This is a genomic window from Winogradskyella schleiferi (genome assembly GCF_013394655.1).
In the GTDB taxonomy this organism is placed as follows: Bacteria; Bacteroidota; Bacteroidia; order Flavobacteriales; family Flavobacteriaceae; genus Winogradskyella; species Winogradskyella schleiferi.
The window spans coordinates 1,583,087-1,601,039 of record NZ_CP053351.1; the positions used below are offsets into that span (position 1 = coordinate 1,583,087).

Consider the following 17,953-nt stretch of genomic DNA (forward strand, 5'->3'; position numbering starts at 1 on the left):
AAGCGACCAAAACAATGAATTTGGGTGTTTTTAGGTTTTTATGGCTTAAAATCATTCGAATTAACGAATTTTGATGAAAACTAAAAGTCTATTCCAATTATGCGAAATTTAATTATAGGTCTTGTTGCTCTAATATTATGCTCTTGCAAAGGTGAAACCAAAACCGAAGTTTTAAATGAAAAAGTACTAAAAACGGGAATGTATAGAGCAGTCTTACAAGTACAGGACAATGAAAAATTGCCATTTGTTTTTGAGGTAAAATCGCCAAAGGAATTATACATTTATAATGCTGAAGAAGTTATTGAAGTTGACGAAATCCAATACAGAAATGATTCTGTTTTCATTAAGACACCAGTGTTTGAAGGTTATATTGCTGCAAAATTTGACAATGATAATCTAGAAGGCAGTTATATAAAAGAAAGTTTAGGTAGAGTAGTGCCTTTTACTGCTGAATATAATGATGACCGTCGTTTTAAAATTAAATCGAAAGCAACGCAGAATGTTGATGAGATTTGGGAAACGGTGTTTAGTAAAGGGATTGATGGCGACGAATACATAGCCAAAGGGATATTTAAACAAAAAGGGGATAGCGTTACTGGGACATTTAGGACCACTACAGGTGATTATCGTTTTCTTGAAGGTATTATGGATGGCAACCAAATGAAGCTTTCCACATTTGATGGTGCTCATGCTTTTTTGTTTACAGCGAAAGTAACAGACTCGACAATGGACGGCCAATTCTATTCTGGAAACCATTGGAAAGAACCTTTTGTGGCCAAACATAATGAAGCTTATGAATTACCAAGTGCCAATGAGTTAACGTTTTTAAAGGACGATTATGATGGTTTGGAATTTTCATTTCCAGATGAAGATGGAAACATAATTTCGCTAAGTGATGAGCGTTATGATGATAAAGTAGTTATTGTGCAAATTATGGGCACTTGGTGTCCAAATTGCTTGGATGAAAGTAAATATTATGCCAAATTCTATGAAGCGAATAAAGATAAGGAATTTGAAATCGTTGCCTTGGCTTTCGAATATGCGGAAACTGAAGACAAAGCCTTCAAAAGTATTACTCGATTAAGAAAAAAACTAAATATTAGCTATCCTATTCTTTTAGCGCAATATGGAACATCTGATAAAGCTAAAGCCCAGGAAAAATTGCCGATGTTGAATCATGTCTTGTCTTATCCGACTTCAATTTTTATTGATAAAACTGGTAAAGTACGGAAGATTCACACAGGTTTCAATGGTCCTGCGACTGGAGAGAAGTATGAGGAGTTTAAGACGGAATTTGAAAAGTTTATCAATGCTTTGTTAGATGAGTGAAGTCTTAGGACACATTCTAATGATGAAAGTATATTAAGTTTTTAGGGAAATTTGGGCTTTTGAATATATATGTACTTTAGTAATAATTTAATGGGATTTTACTTGTTTTTTAGCACAGTACTTTGTTGTGGTGCGTATTTATTCTTTTCGGTATGCTGTCATTTCCATTGGTCCAGTCGGAATAGCATACATCGTTATTAATTTAGTCGTAACTTCTTTAATCGGAATTGAACTATGTCTCTTTCCATCAAAATATGATATGATAAATAAAGTTGAATCTATTTGCTCAATCATTTTTTTCTTGCCCTCTTTTCGTTTCATACGTTCGAGAGTTTCTTTGTCCCAAAGTTCTTTATTAAATTCAAATTTCGTTTCACGTCCGTTTTCGGTCAGCACGAATGTCATTTTTTCAATATCTTCTTTTTTCAGCATCGTGATTGTTGGTTCAAGCCGATAAAAGTCACACTCAAAAATCGCGTCTTTGTTATTAGATTTCCCATTTACAAACCATTTCAGATTATTATCGTTAATGACTTTGTATGTCGAAGTTTTCTCTTTTTTTAAGTTCAACAAATCGCCATTATTCATTATTAAAGTAGATACTTTTTCTTTAAGCGAAAAGTCCGTGTAAATATGAATACTATCGTTTTCAATCTCGAGCAGTTGAAATCCAGGATAACCTTTTTTTTACCATTTCCAGGGTCAATGTCTTTCAGTAACCATTTTCCGTTTAAATTTTGTCCAGAAACTGAATTAAAAGACATTGACATTAATATTAGAAATGCTGTTTTTTTCATATGTACCACAACGGTTTTGTGTATGATTAGTGGCGTGTTTAAGTAACTAATTTAGTAAATAAAAACTGAATAGAATATTCCGCAGGAATATTCGTAAGTAGGCTAGAACTAGCAATGGATTAAATACTTTGTTAGCAGCTGTATTATTATTCTTTTCTGAAACCTAAATCTAATCCATCTTGGTCAGTTATTTTCCTCCATTTGATTCTGTCATTTTCTATTTCACCAATTCCGAGTAAATTAAATCCGACTTGTTGATTTGTGATTTTGTTAATCTTGAACCTTACAATTTTTTTGCATTTAAGATGGCTCAAAACTACATTTGGGTGAAAAGCAAAATTAATGTAATCCTGAAATGATTGAGCGCTTGGATACAATAATAAATCGCAATCATTGTCATATAAATATTCATTTGCAATCATTGAGCTTATATGATACTGAGGTTTTTCAAGCATAAACTTATCAGTAATCAATTTACGTAAAGCTATTTTATGTGGTAAGACTTTTGAGTCTTCATCAGATTGTTTCTCAATCAAAAAATTATAATGAAATTCTCCAAATTCATGCCAGTTATTCATATTTGGTAGTACTTCTGGTAAGCAACTCAGATAAACTAAATCTCGTGACGCTTGAATTTCCCAAATTCCTAAAAATCCAACTTCACCAATTCCTCCATTTGCTTCTTTAATAGCAGGATATGGATGGTCAGTGCAATAAAAAACTGATTTATTTTTAATATTTGCTCTACCATTGGAATTTAAAACTGCTGGTGACGGAAAAGAAAAGGTTTGAATAATATCCTTATCTTCAAGCTCTGAAATGGTACTTTCCATTCTAACTCTGTATAGTTCAAAACCATTTATCTTTTCATGAATTAATTTTGCTCCTAATCCTGGAATAGTAAGAGCTAAATCATGGAATTCATTATAAATCTGTTGATTTATATAATTTGTAAAATCAAAGTTACGATAGTAACTGAAGATTCTTTAAATAAGTTTTGTATTCAGGATATTCTATTTTCTGTGTATTGTATTTACTCATTAAGATTGTTGTTCACGAATATTGCTGCTAACACCTATATAAAGTTACTTAAGCCATAAAAGTAACGTTATTTCGCTTAAGTCTGTACTTCTGGTTGCTCTGTTTTAAGGCTAATAATATCAGCTTTATAAGTCTTACTATTTTTAATAGTTTTAAATATATAAAACGTATTAATATCAGATGGGTCTTAATATCCTACAACCACTTCTTACGCTTAAAATAATACAGCAAGCCCAAAAACATTAAAAACATCACACCAAGCAGTACAAAATAACCATAGCGGTATCGCAGCTCTGGAATGTATTCAAAATTCATTCCGTAGATACCAGCGAGAAAGGTTAGTGGAATAAAAATAGTTGACATTATGGTCAATACCTTCATGACTTCATTCATTTTATTGCTTATGGTGGTCATGTACATATCCATTAAACTCCAAATCATTTCACGGTAAATATCGATGTTTTCCGATACTTGAATTAAATGGTCATAAACATCTCTGAAATAGGTAATTGTGCGTTTGTAAATTAAAGGGTGTTCGCCTTTTTCAATGCGGTTTATAATTTCACGCAGCGGGAAAATTGCACGTCGTACTTTTAGGATTTCACGCTTTAATTGTTGCACTTCAATATTAATATCTTCCTTGGCATTGCCGGCAAATAAATCCGTTTCTAAATCTTCAATTTTATTCCCTAAGGTTTCAATAATACTAAAGTAATTATCCACGACGGCATCAATCAACGCATATAATAAATAATCAGATTTTAAACCTCTAATACGACCATTTCCTATTCGAATTCGTTCTCGAACATTGTCAAACACATCGCCTTCAGATTCTTGAAACGATAGCACGTAATTTTTTCCTAAAACAAAGCTCACTTGCTCAATCACGATATTTTCGTCTTTATCGTAATACAGCATTTTTAGCACTACGAAGAGGTAATCATCGTATTCATCAATTTTGGGACGTTGCGTGGTGTTGACGATATCTTCAAGCACAAGAGGGTGCAAATCGTATTGCGTTCCTATTTGTTCGATCTCCTTTATTGAGCTTAAACCATCGATATTAATCCAGGTTACGGAATCCGTATCCTTAAAAGAAACAGCATCTTCTATAGAGGTCAGAACACTTTCGCTTATGCTTTCCTTGTTGTAATCGAAGGATTCTATTTGAAATGGTTTATCGGTTTTGGTTCCCGTATAAACTAGTGTTCCAGGCGCTTTTCCTGTATGTTTTTTATGATTTTGGGTCCGTTTTTTTGCGGTTCTTTTCCTCATATGTTATAAAATACTAGTATCGTCCAATGCATCCTTTTGCATTAAAGTTACAGCTTTTTGAAGAATAAGATTGTTGGGATAGGTGGTAATATTGCCATTATCTTCCCTCAAAATAAGTTGAAAAGCCCTAATATCTTCTATAATGGCTTCAATTGGTGCGTCCTTGTCATGGATTTTAATTTTATCGCCAACTTTATAGGGAAAGGAAAAAAACATAATCACTCCAGAAGTAATATTGCTGAGGATGGACCAAATAGCAAATAATCCAATCCCTATTACAGCAAAAACCGAAGAAAAAACCAAAGAAATTTGTTGCGGTTCTGCACCCAAAATAAAGGACTCTATTAAAATGGCTATAAGCACTAAAGCAACGGTCACATAACGTCCTATAAGTGCCGCTCTGGCTTCTGTTGTGCCACTTTTGTGGCCTATTTTTTTTACGGTTATAACTATTATTTTTCGGATTATAAATAAAATTATAAGCAGTATTAAAGAGTATATAATTTCGGATTGGTATGTTTGAAAATAGTTTGGCATTCTGATGTTTTTGGTTCTAGCAAATATAGTCCAGATTCCTGTAATTTATTATTTCAATTTTAAAGTTTCCCTGAGACTTAAATCCGAATTTTTGTTTTTGGTCCAATAATCTGATTTTATGGTTTTTAATTTCGTGGCTTTAGTGGTTAAAACTGAAGCAGCATCGCCATAACCACTTAAAAAAGTTTCCTCCCAACTTAGAATGTCATAAGGAAAATTAGGGTTAAAATTAATACGTAATGTTCTGTTTAGATCATTGTAAGTCAAAGTGTAAATACTATTTTTAAGACTAGCCGTAGCTTCATAAGCTTTTATGTTCTCGTGTTTTAATCTGGTGTATTCAATAGACGGAATTATATTAATTTTTCCTGTTGGAAGACTTTTTGGGTCGATTCTTAGTTTTAGCCAAAGTTCGTTTTCTGTCCAGGTTTTTTCGATTTGAAATGTTTCATCAGCTTCGCCTTGAAAGTAGGAATGCGACATTACTTCAAAATCAGTTCTATTATTGAGTTGTGTATAAACTTGGCCACACCATTCTTGTACAGAGGCCGAAATCTTTAAAGCATGTTGATTGTTTGCCACAGGATAAAAGGTGCTTTGCATAATCGAATAAGGGTAAATACCAGTATTGAAATTTTTGGTGGCATTAAGTTTTAATACAGGAATATTATTTTCGCTGTAGTTGTCAGCCTTCACTTGTTCCTCTGGCAGAAAATCTTCGGATACAAAGACTAAAACGGCTGTGCCTTCCCTCATTTCGCCATAACGCGCTTGTTCTAACTTGTAGGACGTGATTTCTGCTTCGCCATTGTACCAAAAGTCTTTAAATTCTGATGATAATTTGGTTTCTGGTGCTGATGTTTCGGTTTCTGGTTCTGAATTTGATGTAATTTCTGAAGTTGAAGTATTATTTTCTTTGCACGACAACAATGTTACAAGTACTGATATACTAAAAATTAGTGTGGTTTCTATGTTTAATAGTTTTATCATAATTTGAATATTTAAGAATTTAAAGAGACACTTCGACTGCGCTCAGTGAGACATACAGTAAAGTATAAAAAATGGTATGACACATTATAATAAAGATAATGCTCTATATGCCGTCTGCAATGGCATTTAACGTTTCATAAAGTAAATGGGTAGGTAAGCCAACGACGTTATTGTAAGCCCCTTCAACACTTGTAATCCCAATGGCACCAATCCATTCTTGAATGCCATAAGCACCAGCTTTATCCAAAGGTTTAAAATGATTAACGTAGTAAGAGATTTCGTCATCGGTCAATGTTTTAAAGGTCACTTTTGTGATGGTATTAACGATGCGTTGTTCAGATTTTAATGTGAAGCAAATTGAGGTGACCACTTCGTGAGTTTTATTGCTTAACGATTTTATCATTTGGAAAGCATCATCTTCGTCTTTTGGTTTTCCAATGGCTTTATCGTCTAACCAAACAATGGTGTCGCTTGTAATTAGGATGTCTTTCTGTTTTAAAGATTTGGCAAAAGGTTCAGCCTTTAGCTGTGCTAAAAAATCGGTTATTTCTTCACGTTTTAGATGTTCGGGATAAATTTCTTCAACAGGTTTTAGTTGAATCTCAAAATCGAGATGCATATCTTTTAAAAATTTATGCCGACGTGGCGAAGCTGAGGCCAGGATTAGGTTGAAATATTTTAGTTTTTCTTTTAGCATTTTTATTTAAAATTATGTTGTAATCTGAGTTATTTGACACAAATTTTCACAAATCTGTGTGTAGATTGAAACGTGTATTTCTAAAATGGATAATGTTTATCAGTTAGTTAGAATTGAGGCTATGTGCTCTACCTCGCTTACAGGCAGGGTTTTTTTGTCTTTTCTTTATTTCAAGATAAAATTATACAACACTAAAGATAACATGCCTGTAAGCATCACCACTTTTAAAACCAGACTAATATGTTTGTATTGTGCTTTAGTTTCGGCATTAAACAGTTTTATACTTACATAAATTAATGGTGCGATGACTAAAATTAAAAAGTAAGCAACGACTAATTGTTGTTTGAATAAATAAGTAATGACATAATGGGTTATGGCAACGATAGGAACCAACGAAATTATAAATACAATTTTATTAGCACGTGCTCTGCCTAATAGTACAGGTAAGGTTTGAATTCCGGCGTTATGGTCGCCATCAATATCTTCAATATCCTTAGCCATTTCCCTTACCAGATTTATCATAAAAGCAAAAATGGCATAGTCTTTAATGATATTGATAAACGTCGTTTGAACCACATTATTATTGGTGTTCATAGCCGGAACCAATTCGAAAATACCAACCAGCAAAATACTTAACGCCACGACAATTGAAACTGCAACATTGCCAACAACGGCAATTTGTTTTAGTGAGGTCGAATAGATATAGAGCAGGGCCGATGCAATAAAAAAAATGGCGAAAAAACCAGATTTTCCAATTCCATTAGCTAAATAAAAACCGATACCGACGCCAATTATATTCAATACCATGAATACTGTTGTCGCCGTTTTTTCTGTAATGTGCTTATTAATGATTAGTTGGTTCGGTTTGTTGATTTTATCGGTTTCAATATCGTGAATATCATTAATGATATAACCTCCAGCGGCTATGCAAAGTGTGGCAAAAACCAACAGGAAAAAGTTGAAATCGCTTAATGTTGTTAAAACTCCATGACTTTCTCGAAAAGGTAATAAGAGTGCATACTTAATTAAGTACTGCGTCAGAGCAATCATGAGTAAATTTTTCCAGCGGATTAAATTAAGAAAGTGAATCATTTGAGGGATTAGTGAGATAATATTTGATTAATGAGGTAAAAAGCAAAAGCTGCAATGATAATAAAAACAATGGCACTTACAATTGCCGCTTGTTTTAAAAGTTTCCGTTCTTGCCGTCTTATTTTGTCTTTAATCTTCTGTTTTTCTTCATTGGTTAAGTCTTTATGCAAAAAATGCATTTTGTAATGCAAATGTGCTTCAAGATCTAATTTTTCCTTGTATTTAGAAAACGGCTTTGCGGCTCTTTGGTTAAATGTCGCCTGACTATTACCAAAACCAATATAGCCAAATCCTGTGCTATGTCTTCTTCTGTTGGACATGTTTATTGTATTATTGAAAATATCTTTCCATTAAAATTATGATTATTACCATTAAAAGCCATAGTAAAATTGTTTTTAAAGTAGAAATGCGATGTTTATTTTGCTTGACCGTAGTATATTCAAAAGCATCATCATAAAACTTCTTGCCTGAAATAATTTTCGAATGGTTTTTTCTAAAATCTGTTGAGATTTGGTTCAAATGATGTTGTTCTGAAACTTGCATATTCTTAGGAACATTAAAAACTAATTTTTTCTTTAAAATATGTTTTGTCTTTTTGCTTGTGTCAACAATTATCAATTCGAATCCATTGTCATTAGGATGAAAACTATTTGAAATTTTTATTATTCTTTTACGTTTTTCATTCGTATATAAAAGTGTCTCTGAAATTATTGAACCTGAATTTGATTTATTGCTTTCATGTTTTAGATAATAGCCATAGTCTTTAATTAAGAAATCAAATAAGATTCTGGCATTATCTCTAAATACCTTACATCTTATTTTGTATTCTTCTTTACCCATTTGATATTAACTGTAAACTGAGACTGAGACTGAGACTGAGACTGAGACCCGCCCGAACGTGTCTTTTTGGTACGGGTAGGCTGTGACTGAAAACTCAGTATCAGTCATACTTAGCACCATAATTACCATTCCATTTCCCTTGTACTTTCAACACTTGTTCAATGACATCCCTTACCGCACCTTTTCCACCATTTTTATGCGATACATATTTTGAAATCGCTTTAATTTCTGGAACAGCATCTTGAGGGCAACAAGGTAAACCGACCAATTTCATCACAGGAAAATCTGGAATATCGTCTCCCATATACAACACTTGGGATTTTGAAATATTGTGTTGGTTTAAGTAACTGTTAAGCTGTTCAATTTTATTATGTGCACCTAAAAAAATATCCTTAATACCCAATCCAGCCAAACGTTTTCGGACACCTTCGTTAGAACCACCAGAAATTATACAAAGATTAAATCCAGCATCAATAGCAGTTTTTAGTGCGAATCCATCTTTGATATTCATGGTTCTTAACATTTCGCCGTCCGTGGTTACGGAAATTGTACCGTCGGTAAGTACGCCATCAACATCAAAAATAAAGGTAGTAATGTCTGCTAAGTATTCTTTGTAACTTTTGTCGTCGTTCATTGGTTGTTTTGTTATTTAATTGGTTTGGTTTTTCCTTTTCTTGGTCGAAAGTTTGAAACATTATGCGTCTTTTTAATAGAAGAGGTCAGCAATTTGTAAATGGTTTCATGTTCGTCCTTTTCAATCAGTTTCAACTGCCGTTTTATGGTTTTTTTGTCGTTGCGTTTTGCAGGACCTGTTTGAGCCATATATGGCGACATGTTCTGAATTTTCTTAGCTGTTTCTTCGATTAAAGGATGTAAGATTTCAAACTCTATGTTTTTGGTTTCGCAAATTTCATGTCCGATTCTATAGAGTTGATTCGTGAAATTATTGACGAAAACAGCCGCTAAATGAAGCGTTTGCCGTTGTTCGGTGGTAATTTTATGCGGTTTGCAATCCACAGCTTTTGCCAAATCTTTCAAAATTTGAAGGTTTTCTTTTTCATAGACTTCAACACAAATTGGGACTTCTGTAAAATCGATGTCTGCAGCTTTGGAAAACGTCTGTAAAGGATAAAAAACACCAATTTTGTTTTTTTTGTCCAAATCGTGCATGGCAACACTTCCAGAAGTATGAACGATTAGGCGATTTGAAAACGGTAAATCGGACGATAATTGTGAAATACTATCGTCACTAACTGCCAAAATATAAATGTCGGCTTCCTTTAATTCGTTCAATTTATCTGTAACGGCAACTGCATTGGCATAGGAAGAAATGGAAGCACGCGTTCGGTTATACCATTGTTTAACCAAAACGGTGTCAGACTTTGAAAATGCTTTATAAAGATGTGTGGCAACATTACCAGCACCAAGAATTATAACTGATATCATGCTGTAAAAATACTAAGATTTCTTATTTTAGAATCACACGAATTGGATTAATAAGATAACTTTGTAATGATGAACAAAAAAGACATTAAAACCAGAGAAGATATATTCCTGTTGGTTTCCAAATTCTACGAAAAAGTAAGAAAAGACGAAAAATTAGGGCCGTTTTTTAACGAAACCATAAGAGATTGGGATACGCATCTTCAGCATCTAACGACGTTTTGGGAGTCCAGTTTGTTTTTAAAAACAAAATTTTTCGGCAATCCATTAGAAGCGCATATCAAAGTTGATAAAGCTTTTAACCATAGCATTACTGAATTACATTTTGGCTTATGGCTCAATTTATGGTTTCAGACCATAGACGAATTATTTGAAGGTGATTATGCCGAAAACGCCAAACGCAGAGCACGAAAAATGGGCACATTTATGTATATGAATATTTTTGCCGCAAGAAAAGCATAATCTTTAACAAGCTTCTTCTTAAATTTGCGCCTTAATCTTAAATAGTCATAAAGATGGGTTTGCTTAAGGAATTTAAAGAGTTTGCGGTTAAAGGTAATATGATGGATATGGCTGTCGGTATTATTATTGGTGCAGCATTTAATAAGGTGATAGATGTGCTGGCAAAACAAGTGCTGCTGCCACCATTATCCTTATTGACCGATGGCGTTAATTTTGATGAAAAGAAATGGATTTTAAGAGATGCTGTGGCAGATGGTTCAGGAACCATAATTACAGAAGAAGTTGCTATAGCTTACGGGAAATTATCTGAGGTATTATTAGATTTCTTAATCATAGGTTTTACCGTTTTTATTATTGTGAAATTCATGAACCGACTTCGAACGCGAGCTCAAGATACAAAAGACAAAACGGTAGTAACACCAAAGGATATTCAACTATTGGCAGATTTGAAAGAACTGATGCAAGAGCAAAATAAAATGTTGAAGTCAAATTCAGGGAATTAGTAGGCTGAATTAATAGAATTTTAACACCTTTTGAAACGTTGAATCCTACCTCTAAATCGTTTAAAAACCATATCTTTGCGCGAGCTTAAAAAAGCCTATAGCTATGCAAAAGAAAATCGCTAATTTCCTATTCTCTACAAGACTTACTGCATTTTTATTTATTGCCTTTGCCGTTGCCATGGCAGTTGGTACAATTTTAGATCGAAACATGGAGACGTCTCCAACGCCATACACCAGAACTTTGATTTATAATGCCTGGTGGTTTGAGACCATAATGGTATTTTTTGTTATCAATTTTGTAGGTAATATTTTTAGGTATCGATTGCATAAAAAGGAAAAGTGGGCGACGCTAATTCTACATTTATCTTTCATTTTTATTCTTTTAGGAGCATTTATAACACGCTATGTTGGTTATGAAGGCATGATGCCGATTAGGGAAGGGGAGACTGAAAGTGAGTTTTTCTCTAGAAAAGCCTATATAAGCGGACGCATAGTTGGCGATTTTGAAATAAACGGTCAATTACAGCAGCGTAGGATTGAAGAAGAAGTTGATTTTTCCCCAAGATTGGATAATGAATTCGATAAAACCTTTGATTATGGTAAAACGGAAGTTACTGTTAAGCTTAAGGAATTGATTAAAGGTGCTGAAAAAGATATTATTCCGAGTGAAGATGGTAAACGCTATTTAAAGATTGTTGAAGCTGGTCAAGGTGCACCACATAATCATTTTTTGGAAGAAGGAAAAGTAGCCAACCTACATAATGTTCTGGTTTCGTTAAATAAGTTTCAAGAAGGTGCCATTAATATTTCCGAAACTGACGATGGGCTTTTTATCAATTCGCCTTACGAAGGTGAATATATGACCATGGCAACAGGTACTACAGGAAAATTGGTTAAAGATAGTTTACAACCTTTGATTCTTAGGTCACGTTATATTATTGGTAATATGCAATTTGTATTACCTAAGCCAATAATAAAAGGGGATTTTGGAATTGTAAAAAAATCTCAGTTGTTAAAAGGCGATGAAGATGGACTTATTTTAGAAGTATCAGCGAATGGAGAGACAAAGGAAATAGGTGTTTTAGGTGGTCCAGGCATTAATAGTCGATATGAGGAATTTGAAATAGGTGGGTTGGAAATGGCATTGAAATATGGTCCTAAAATTTTAGAGCTGCCTTTTCAAATTAAATTGAACGATTTCATTGCTGAAAAATATCCAGGCACAGAAAATGCCTATTCATCTTACGAAAGTAAAGTGACAGTTTTGGATAAGGAAGAAGGCGATTTTGATTATCATATTTATATGAACCATGTTTTGGATCATAAAGGGTATCGCTTTTTCCAAGCGAGTTTCGATCCTGATGAAAAAGGAACAGTACTCTCTGTAAATCATGACCTTTGGGGAACTTACATCACCTATGCTGGCTATATGCTGTTGTATTTTGGCCTGATGGCCATTCTTTTTGCCAAAAACACACGTTTTGATGATATACGAAGTAGATTAAATAAATTGAAAGAAAAGAAAGCGCAAATGATGACCATGATTTTGCTTCTCATCAGTTTTTCTGGCTTTGCACAAGTACACACAGAAGATGATGGTCACGATCATTCAAAAAAGACAGGTAAAGAACAAATTGATTCTATTCTAAGCGTTCATATTACACCAAAGGAACATGCGGCGAAATTCTCGGAAATGGTAGTTCAGGATTATGGTGGCCGTATGATGCCGATGCATACATTTTCATCTGAGATGCTTCGTAAGTTGAGCAAAAAAGATACTTATGAAGATTTTAATGCCGATCAAGTATTTCTGTCTATACAAGAAAGTCCGATGCTTTGGTACAATGTGCCAATCATCTATTTAAAACCCAGAAAGGCGGATTCCATTAGAACCATTATCGGAATCGATTATGACCAAAAATATTCGAAATTAGTAGATTACTTCACACCTGATGGACGCTACAAACTAGCGCCTTATTTAGAGGAAGCTTACAAAGCGCAAGTGCCTAACGGTTTTCAAAAGGAGGTAAAGGAAGCAGATTCCAGAGTTAATTTGTTGTATAATGCTATAGAAGGACGTTCCAATAAGATATTTCCAATACCAGGCGATGAAAACAATAAATGGATTTCGGCTTTGGAGTTTCGGGAACAAGGATATAGGGATAAAATAAAAGATTCACTCTACGCCAATTTTATAAATAATGGATTTAGTGCGTATTTGGTCACCTTAAATAATGCCAAGCAAACAGGCGATTATTCTAAAGCCGAAAATTTATTGGCAGGCATTAAGAAAACACAGCAGAAATTAGGTAGTGAAGTGATGCTATCGGACGAAAAGATAAAATCTGAAATTCTTTACAATGATTATGACATTTTCAAGCGATTGTATAGCTGGTACATGTATGCGGCTACGGTTTTATTCATTTTAATTATTGTTCAAATATTTAAATATAAAAGCAAAGGTCTCAAGGTTGCTATAAACATTTTTATAGGTGTTATTGTGCTGTTGTTTGTACTGCATGTTGCTGGTTTAATTTGGAGATGGTACTTATCTGGTCATGCACCATGGAGTGATGCTTACGAATCCATGATTTATGTAGCCTGGTCCGTAATGTTATTTGGACTGTTGTTGGGTAGAAAAAGTAATCTTACCGTCGCGGCATCTGCATTTGTATGCGCTATGATTCTAATGGTAGCCCACTGGAATTGGATGGATCCTGCAATAGCGAATCTTCAACCGGTTCTTCAAGGGTATTGGTTAATGATTCATGTTTCGGTAATTGTGGCGAGTTATGGCCCTTTTGCTATAGGAATGATTTTAGGCGTCGTCGCATTATTACTTATGATCTTCACAACTAAAGAGAACAAAGAACGCATGCTAATTAACATAAAAGAACTAACCATAATTAACGAAATGGCACTAACAGTTGGTCTGGTAATGTTAACTATAGGTAACTTCCTTGGTGGTATGTGGGCAAACGAAAGTTGGGGACGTTATTGGGGTTGGGACCCAAAAGAAACTTGGGCTCTAATAAGTATTATGATCTACGCTTTTGTTATTCATATGCGATTGGTACCTGGATTACGCAGTCGCTGGTTCTATAGTTTAATGTCAATTTTAGCCTTTGCGAGTATTTTAATGACTTATTTTGGAGTCAATTTCTATTTATCAGGATTACACGCTTACGCCAGTGGCGATCAAATATTGAGTTTTCAGTTTATTGCTATTACCTTAGGTGTTGTGGCTATACTAGGGTTTTTATCTTATAGAAAATATAAGGTGTATTATAAGAAATAGCGAACTCATGTTGACTTTTAAATTTTAGTCAAGATCAGTTTAATAATTATTTCCTTTACCTCATTCGTTTACAAACATTTCAAAACTATGACCATGTCAAAAGATAAATTAGGACTTAATACGATATGTACGCACGTCGGTGAAATAAAAGATGAACAATTTAAAGGTGCTGTCTCGCCCATGTATTTAAGTTCGTCTTATGAGTTTTTAGATGTAGATGTAAAACGTTATCCTAGATATTTCAATACACCAAATCAAGAGTATTTATCCAAGAAAATTGCGGCTTTGGAGCATACAGAAGCAGCCATGATTTTTGGTTCAGGTATGGCAGCAATCAGTACGATGTTTTTGGCTTTTTTAAAACAAGGCGATCATTTGGTGGTTCAGAATACCTTGTATGGTGGAACGGTTAATTTCATTAAAGAGGAATTTCCAAAGTATGGCATAGAATATACTTTTACCAATGGTTATAAAGTTGAAGATTTTGAAACTGCCATTCAAACCAACACCAAATTAATTCATATTGAAACCCCTTCGAATCCATTATTAACCATTACAGATATAAAGGCAATTGCTAAATTAGGTAAAGCTAAAGGCATCTTAACGTCTATGGATAATACTTTTGCATCGCCAGTAAATCAATTACCGATTGATTTAGGCATTGATATGGTCATGCATTCCGCCACAAAATATTTTGGTGGTCATAGTGATATTTGTGCTGGTGCTGTGGCGAGTTCCGAAGCGCACATTCAGAATATTTGGAACGTTGGGAAAAATCTAGGTGGAAGCTTAAGCGACATGACCGTTTGGATGCTTGAACGTAGTATGAAAACGTTAGGACTTCGTGTGAAGGCACAAACCAAGAATGCCATGAAATTAGCAAAATGGCTAGAAAAACATCCTAAGGTTTCCAAAGTATATTATCCAGGTCTAAAATCGCATCCTGAACATAAATTAGCAAAATCCCAGATGAGCGGTTATGGAGCTATGCTATCTTTTGAATTAAATGACGATATTGATTCACAACAATTTCAAAAGCAATTGAAATTAATTAAATCTTCCATGAGTTTGGCCGGAATAGAGAGTACGATGCTTTCACCTCATTTAACATCTCATTCATTATTAACTCAAGAAGAACGTGATAAAGTAGGGATTAGCAATCAATTGATTCGTTTTTCGGTTGGCATTGAAGAAATCAAAGATTTAAAACGCGATATCAATCAGGCCATAGAAAATGTTAATTAACTTTATCTTTTTTTTTGCTAAAATCGTATTTTAAATTTAATTGAAGAGATAATCGGTTAAAGCTCTTGGTCTTAAAAGAGTGTCTGGCATAGCCTAAATCAAAATTAATGTTCTCGTTAAGATTGAACCCAAGGCCTAAATACGCTCGGTTTTGCTGAAATTCGAATTCGTTTAAGTGAAAATGAATTTCATCATAGGTGGAAATAAACAATGTATTACTTAAAGGGATTTTCACCTTGAATCTATAGCGTATTCTGTGTTTGAGTAAATTATCTGATGGATATTCTAAAAAACGTTGCTCTAATCTAAAGCGGTGCGAAAAACCAATAGTATTTAATTTGTGGCTTATGGCTAGTTGTTCAATTATTCTATTTTCTATGGTGTGTGGTATGTCATTTATTTCAAAAGTAGAATCAATATCACCGAATGCATAGCCTATACCAACAGCTACTTTTTTATTAAAATGATAGTTTAGACCAACAATACCTAAAAGTAAATGTTCGTTATTAACAGGTAATTCATAATCCCAATTGGTAAAAGAACCGCTTAAACTGAGTTTTGCACTAATTCTGTTAGAGGACGTAATTTCATACCAAGAACCGAATTTATTTTCTCCGGTATTTTGAGCACTTATTTGATTTTGAATTATGAAGACAAAAAATAGTAGGAATAGGGAACTTTTCATAATTAAAGCTATAATAAAAAAAGAGCCCATTTCTGGGCTCTTTTCAGTCATGGAATTACTAAACATGATCGTTTAAGTGATGATGCTCATCAATTAATGGACCACCTTCAATGATTTGCTCTGAAGCTTCACTCGCAAATTTTTCAAAATTCAAATGGAATGAATGAGCTAATTGAATAGCCTTGCTTATATAGCCACCTTTTTGTAGCCAAGTATTCATTGGGTCTAATATTTCTGTCGGAACATTAGGAATATATTTTGGCATAAATAGTCCGAATATTGGGTGTTGTTCATAATCAACTTTGTCTAAATCACCATTAAGAATAGCAGTAATCATAGCTCTTGTATATTTTAATTTTATGCGAGATCCAACACCGTAAGGTCCACCACTCCAGCCAGTGTTTAGTAACCAAACATTAACACCTGCTTCCTGCATTTTTTTGCTTAACATTTCAGCATATTTTGTAGGATGCAATGGCATAAATGGCTCACCGAAACATGCAGAGAATGATGGCACAGGCTCAGTAATACCTGCTTCCGTACCAGCGACTTTGGCTGTATAACCAGAAATAAAGTGGTAGGCAGCTTGACCTGGCGTTAACTTAGATACTGGAGGCAAAACGCCAAAAGCATCACAGGTTAAGAAGAAAATATTCTTAGGGTTATCTGCAAAGGACGGTTGTTGAATATTGTCAATATGGTAAATTGGGTAACTTACACGAGTGTTTTGCGTAATGCTACTGTCCATATAATCTACCTCGCCATTATCTTTAAATACCACATTCTCAAGAATAGCTCCTGGCTTAATAGCTCTAAAAATGTCTGGTTCTTTTTCTTCTGTTAAATCAATTACTTTAGCGTAGCATCCGCCTTCAAAATTAAATATTCTGTCTTCTGCGGTCCATCCATGTTCGTCATCACCTATTAATTTTCTACTAGGATCTGCAGATAATGTAGTTTTACCTGTTCCAGATAATCCGAAGAAAATTGCAGTATCTCCATCTTCACCAACATTGGCAGAACAGTGCATCGGTAATACATTTTTTTCAACAGGAAGTATAAAGTTTAAAGAAGAAAATATCCCTTTTTTAATTTCACCTGTATAAGCAGATCCACCTACTAAGGCGATTTTCTTAGTAAAATTAAGAATTGAAAAATTCCCTTGACGTAAACCTACAGCTTTTGGGTCTGGAGCTTCATAACCTGGTGCGCAAAGTACCAACCACTCTTCTTCAAAATTCTCTAGTTCAGAATCCTCTAATCTTAAGAACATGTTATAAGTAAACATGTTAGACCAAGGATATTGCGTTACGGTTCTTACATTGGTTTTATATTCTGGGTCTGCACATACGTAAGCATCTCTAACATAGATTTCTTTTCCGCTTAGGTAGTTTACAATTTCAGATTCTAATTTGTCAAAATTCTCAGGAGAAATACCTTTGTTGGTTTTTCCCCACCACACTTTATCCGCAGTGTAATCATCTTTTACGATAAAACGATCTTGAGGAGAACGTCCGGTAAATTTACCAGTATTAATAGCTAAGGTTCCGTTAGCAGTTTCTTTTCCCATTCCTTTTTCAACAGTAATAGCTTGCAACTTTTCAGGAGAAAGGTTCCAATGTGCTTTAGTGTCTTTCAGTCCGTACTTTGTAAGGTCTCTAGTTTTCATAATTAAATTGTTTAATAAAGTTTCCATGATTTAAAAATTTTTAATTCGAC

At 34.1% G+C, this 17,953-nt stretch carries 18 protein-coding genes; 5 read left to right on the forward strand and 13 right to left on the reverse strand.

What is annotated here, in order from left to right:
* Positions 1-99: 99 nt before the first annotated feature.
* Positions 100-1,329: a peroxiredoxin family protein gene (locus HM990_RS06800; RefSeq protein WP_178988208.1), complete on the forward strand. Its 1,230-nt coding sequence runs from the start codon at positions 100-102 to the stop codon at positions 1,327-1,329.
* A gap of 138 nt (positions 1,330-1,467) precedes the next feature.
* Here HM990_RS06800 and HM990_RS06805 read toward each other — a convergent pair whose 3' ends face one another.
* From HM990_RS06805 to HM990_RS06855, 11 genes are all read right to left on the reverse strand, one after another.
* The gene (locus tag HM990_RS06805; RefSeq protein WP_178988209.1) at positions 1,468-1,761 is read right to left on the reverse strand and encodes a hypothetical protein; all 294 of its coding nucleotides are present in this window, start codon (positions 1,759-1,761) and stop codon (positions 1,468-1,470) included.
* Positions 1,762-2,272: 511 nt separating this feature from the next.
* A complete protein-coding gene (locus HM990_RS06810) occupies positions 2,273-2,959 on the reverse strand; it encodes a hypothetical protein (protein ID WP_178988210.1) in 687 nt (228 codons plus the stop codon).
* Between the two features lie 403 nt (positions 2,960-3,362).
* Positions 3,363-4,442 (reverse strand): magnesium/cobalt transporter CorA, encoded by a 1,080-nt coding sequence (gene corA / locus HM990_RS06815; RefSeq protein ID WP_178988211.1) that lies wholly within the window; start codon positions 4,440-4,442, stop codon positions 3,363-3,365.
* Between the two features lie 3 nt (positions 4,443-4,445).
* Positions 4,446-4,979 carry a mechanosensitive ion channel domain-containing protein gene (locus tag HM990_RS06820; protein ID WP_178988212.1) on the reverse strand — a complete coding sequence of 178 codons (534 nt, stop codon included), beginning with the start codon at positions 4,977-4,979 and terminating at the stop codon, positions 4,446-4,448.
* Positions 4,980-5,027: 48 nt separating this feature from the next.
* Positions 5,028-5,969, reverse strand: a complete 942-nt coding sequence (locus HM990_RS06825) for a septum formation inhibitor Maf (RefSeq protein WP_178988213.1) — start codon at positions 5,967-5,969, stop codon at positions 5,028-5,030.
* Between the two features lie 103 nt (positions 5,970-6,072).
* Positions 6,073-6,666: a Maf-like protein gene (locus tag HM990_RS06830; RefSeq protein ID WP_178988214.1), complete on the reverse strand. Its 594-nt coding sequence runs from the start codon at positions 6,664-6,666 to the stop codon at positions 6,073-6,075.
* A 165-nt stretch (positions 6,667-6,831) separates the two neighbouring features.
* A complete protein-coding gene (locus HM990_RS06835) occupies positions 6,832-7,716 on the reverse strand; it encodes a geranylgeranylglycerol-phosphate geranylgeranyltransferase (RefSeq protein WP_229719403.1) in 885 nt (294 codons plus the stop codon).
* Between the two features lie 50 nt (positions 7,717-7,766).
* Complete coding sequence (locus HM990_RS06840; protein WP_178988216.1) at positions 7,767-8,078, reverse strand: hypothetical protein; 312 nt, start codon at positions 8,076-8,078, stop codon at positions 7,767-7,769.
* 10 nt (positions 8,079-8,088) lie between these two features.
* Positions 8,089-8,598, reverse strand: a complete 510-nt coding sequence (locus HM990_RS06845) for a hypothetical protein (RefSeq protein ID WP_178988217.1) — start codon at positions 8,596-8,598, stop codon at positions 8,089-8,091.
* A 100-nt stretch (positions 8,599-8,698) separates the two neighbouring features.
* Positions 8,699-9,232 (reverse strand): KdsC family phosphatase, encoded by a 534-nt coding sequence (locus HM990_RS06850; RefSeq protein ID WP_178988218.1) that lies wholly within the window; start codon positions 9,230-9,232, stop codon positions 8,699-8,701.
* A gap of 11 nt (positions 9,233-9,243) precedes the next feature.
* Positions 9,244-10,044 carry a Rossmann-like and DUF2520 domain-containing protein gene (locus HM990_RS06855; protein ID WP_178988219.1) on the reverse strand — a complete coding sequence of 267 codons (801 nt, stop codon included), beginning with the start codon at positions 10,042-10,044 and terminating at the stop codon, positions 9,244-9,246.
* 69 nt (positions 10,045-10,113) lie between these two features.
* Here HM990_RS06855 and HM990_RS06860 point away from each other — a divergent pair, with 69 nt between their 5' ends.
* From HM990_RS06860 to HM990_RS06875, 4 genes are all read left to right on the forward strand, one after another.
* A complete protein-coding gene (locus tag HM990_RS06860; RefSeq protein WP_178991883.1) occupies positions 10,114-10,503 on the forward strand; it encodes a group III truncated hemoglobin in 390 nt (129 codons plus the stop codon).
* A 53-nt stretch (positions 10,504-10,556) separates the two neighbouring features.
* The gene (mscL, locus tag HM990_RS06865; RefSeq protein ID WP_178988220.1) at positions 10,557-11,006 is read left to right on the forward strand and encodes a large conductance mechanosensitive channel protein MscL; all 450 of its coding nucleotides are present in this window, start codon (positions 10,557-10,559) and stop codon (positions 11,004-11,006) included.
* A 103-nt stretch (positions 11,007-11,109) separates the two neighbouring features.
* Positions 11,110-14,304 carry a cytochrome c biogenesis protein CcsA gene (gene ccsA, locus HM990_RS06870; protein ID WP_178988221.1) on the forward strand — a complete coding sequence of 1,065 codons (3,195 nt, stop codon included), beginning with the start codon at positions 11,110-11,112 and terminating at the stop codon, positions 14,302-14,304.
* A 93-nt stretch (positions 14,305-14,397) separates the two neighbouring features.
* Entirely contained in the window at positions 14,398-15,549 is a 1,152-nt protein-coding gene (locus tag HM990_RS06875; protein ID WP_178988222.1) for a trans-sulfuration enzyme family protein, read from the forward strand.
* Here HM990_RS06875 and HM990_RS06880 read toward each other — a convergent pair.
* Positions 15,542-16,234: a DUF2490 domain-containing protein gene (locus tag HM990_RS06880; protein ID WP_178988223.1), complete on the reverse strand. Its 693-nt coding sequence runs from the start codon at positions 16,232-16,234 to the stop codon at positions 15,542-15,544. The two genes, HM990_RS06875 and HM990_RS06880, sit on opposite strands and share 8 nt — an antisense overlap.
* A 58-nt stretch (positions 16,235-16,292) precedes the next feature.
* The gene (pckA, locus tag HM990_RS06885) at positions 16,293-17,903 is read right to left on the reverse strand and encodes a phosphoenolpyruvate carboxykinase (ATP) (RefSeq protein ID WP_229719404.1); all 1,611 of its coding nucleotides are present in this window, start codon (positions 17,901-17,903) and stop codon (positions 16,293-16,295) included.
* Between the last annotated feature and the right edge of the window lie 50 nt (positions 17,904-17,953).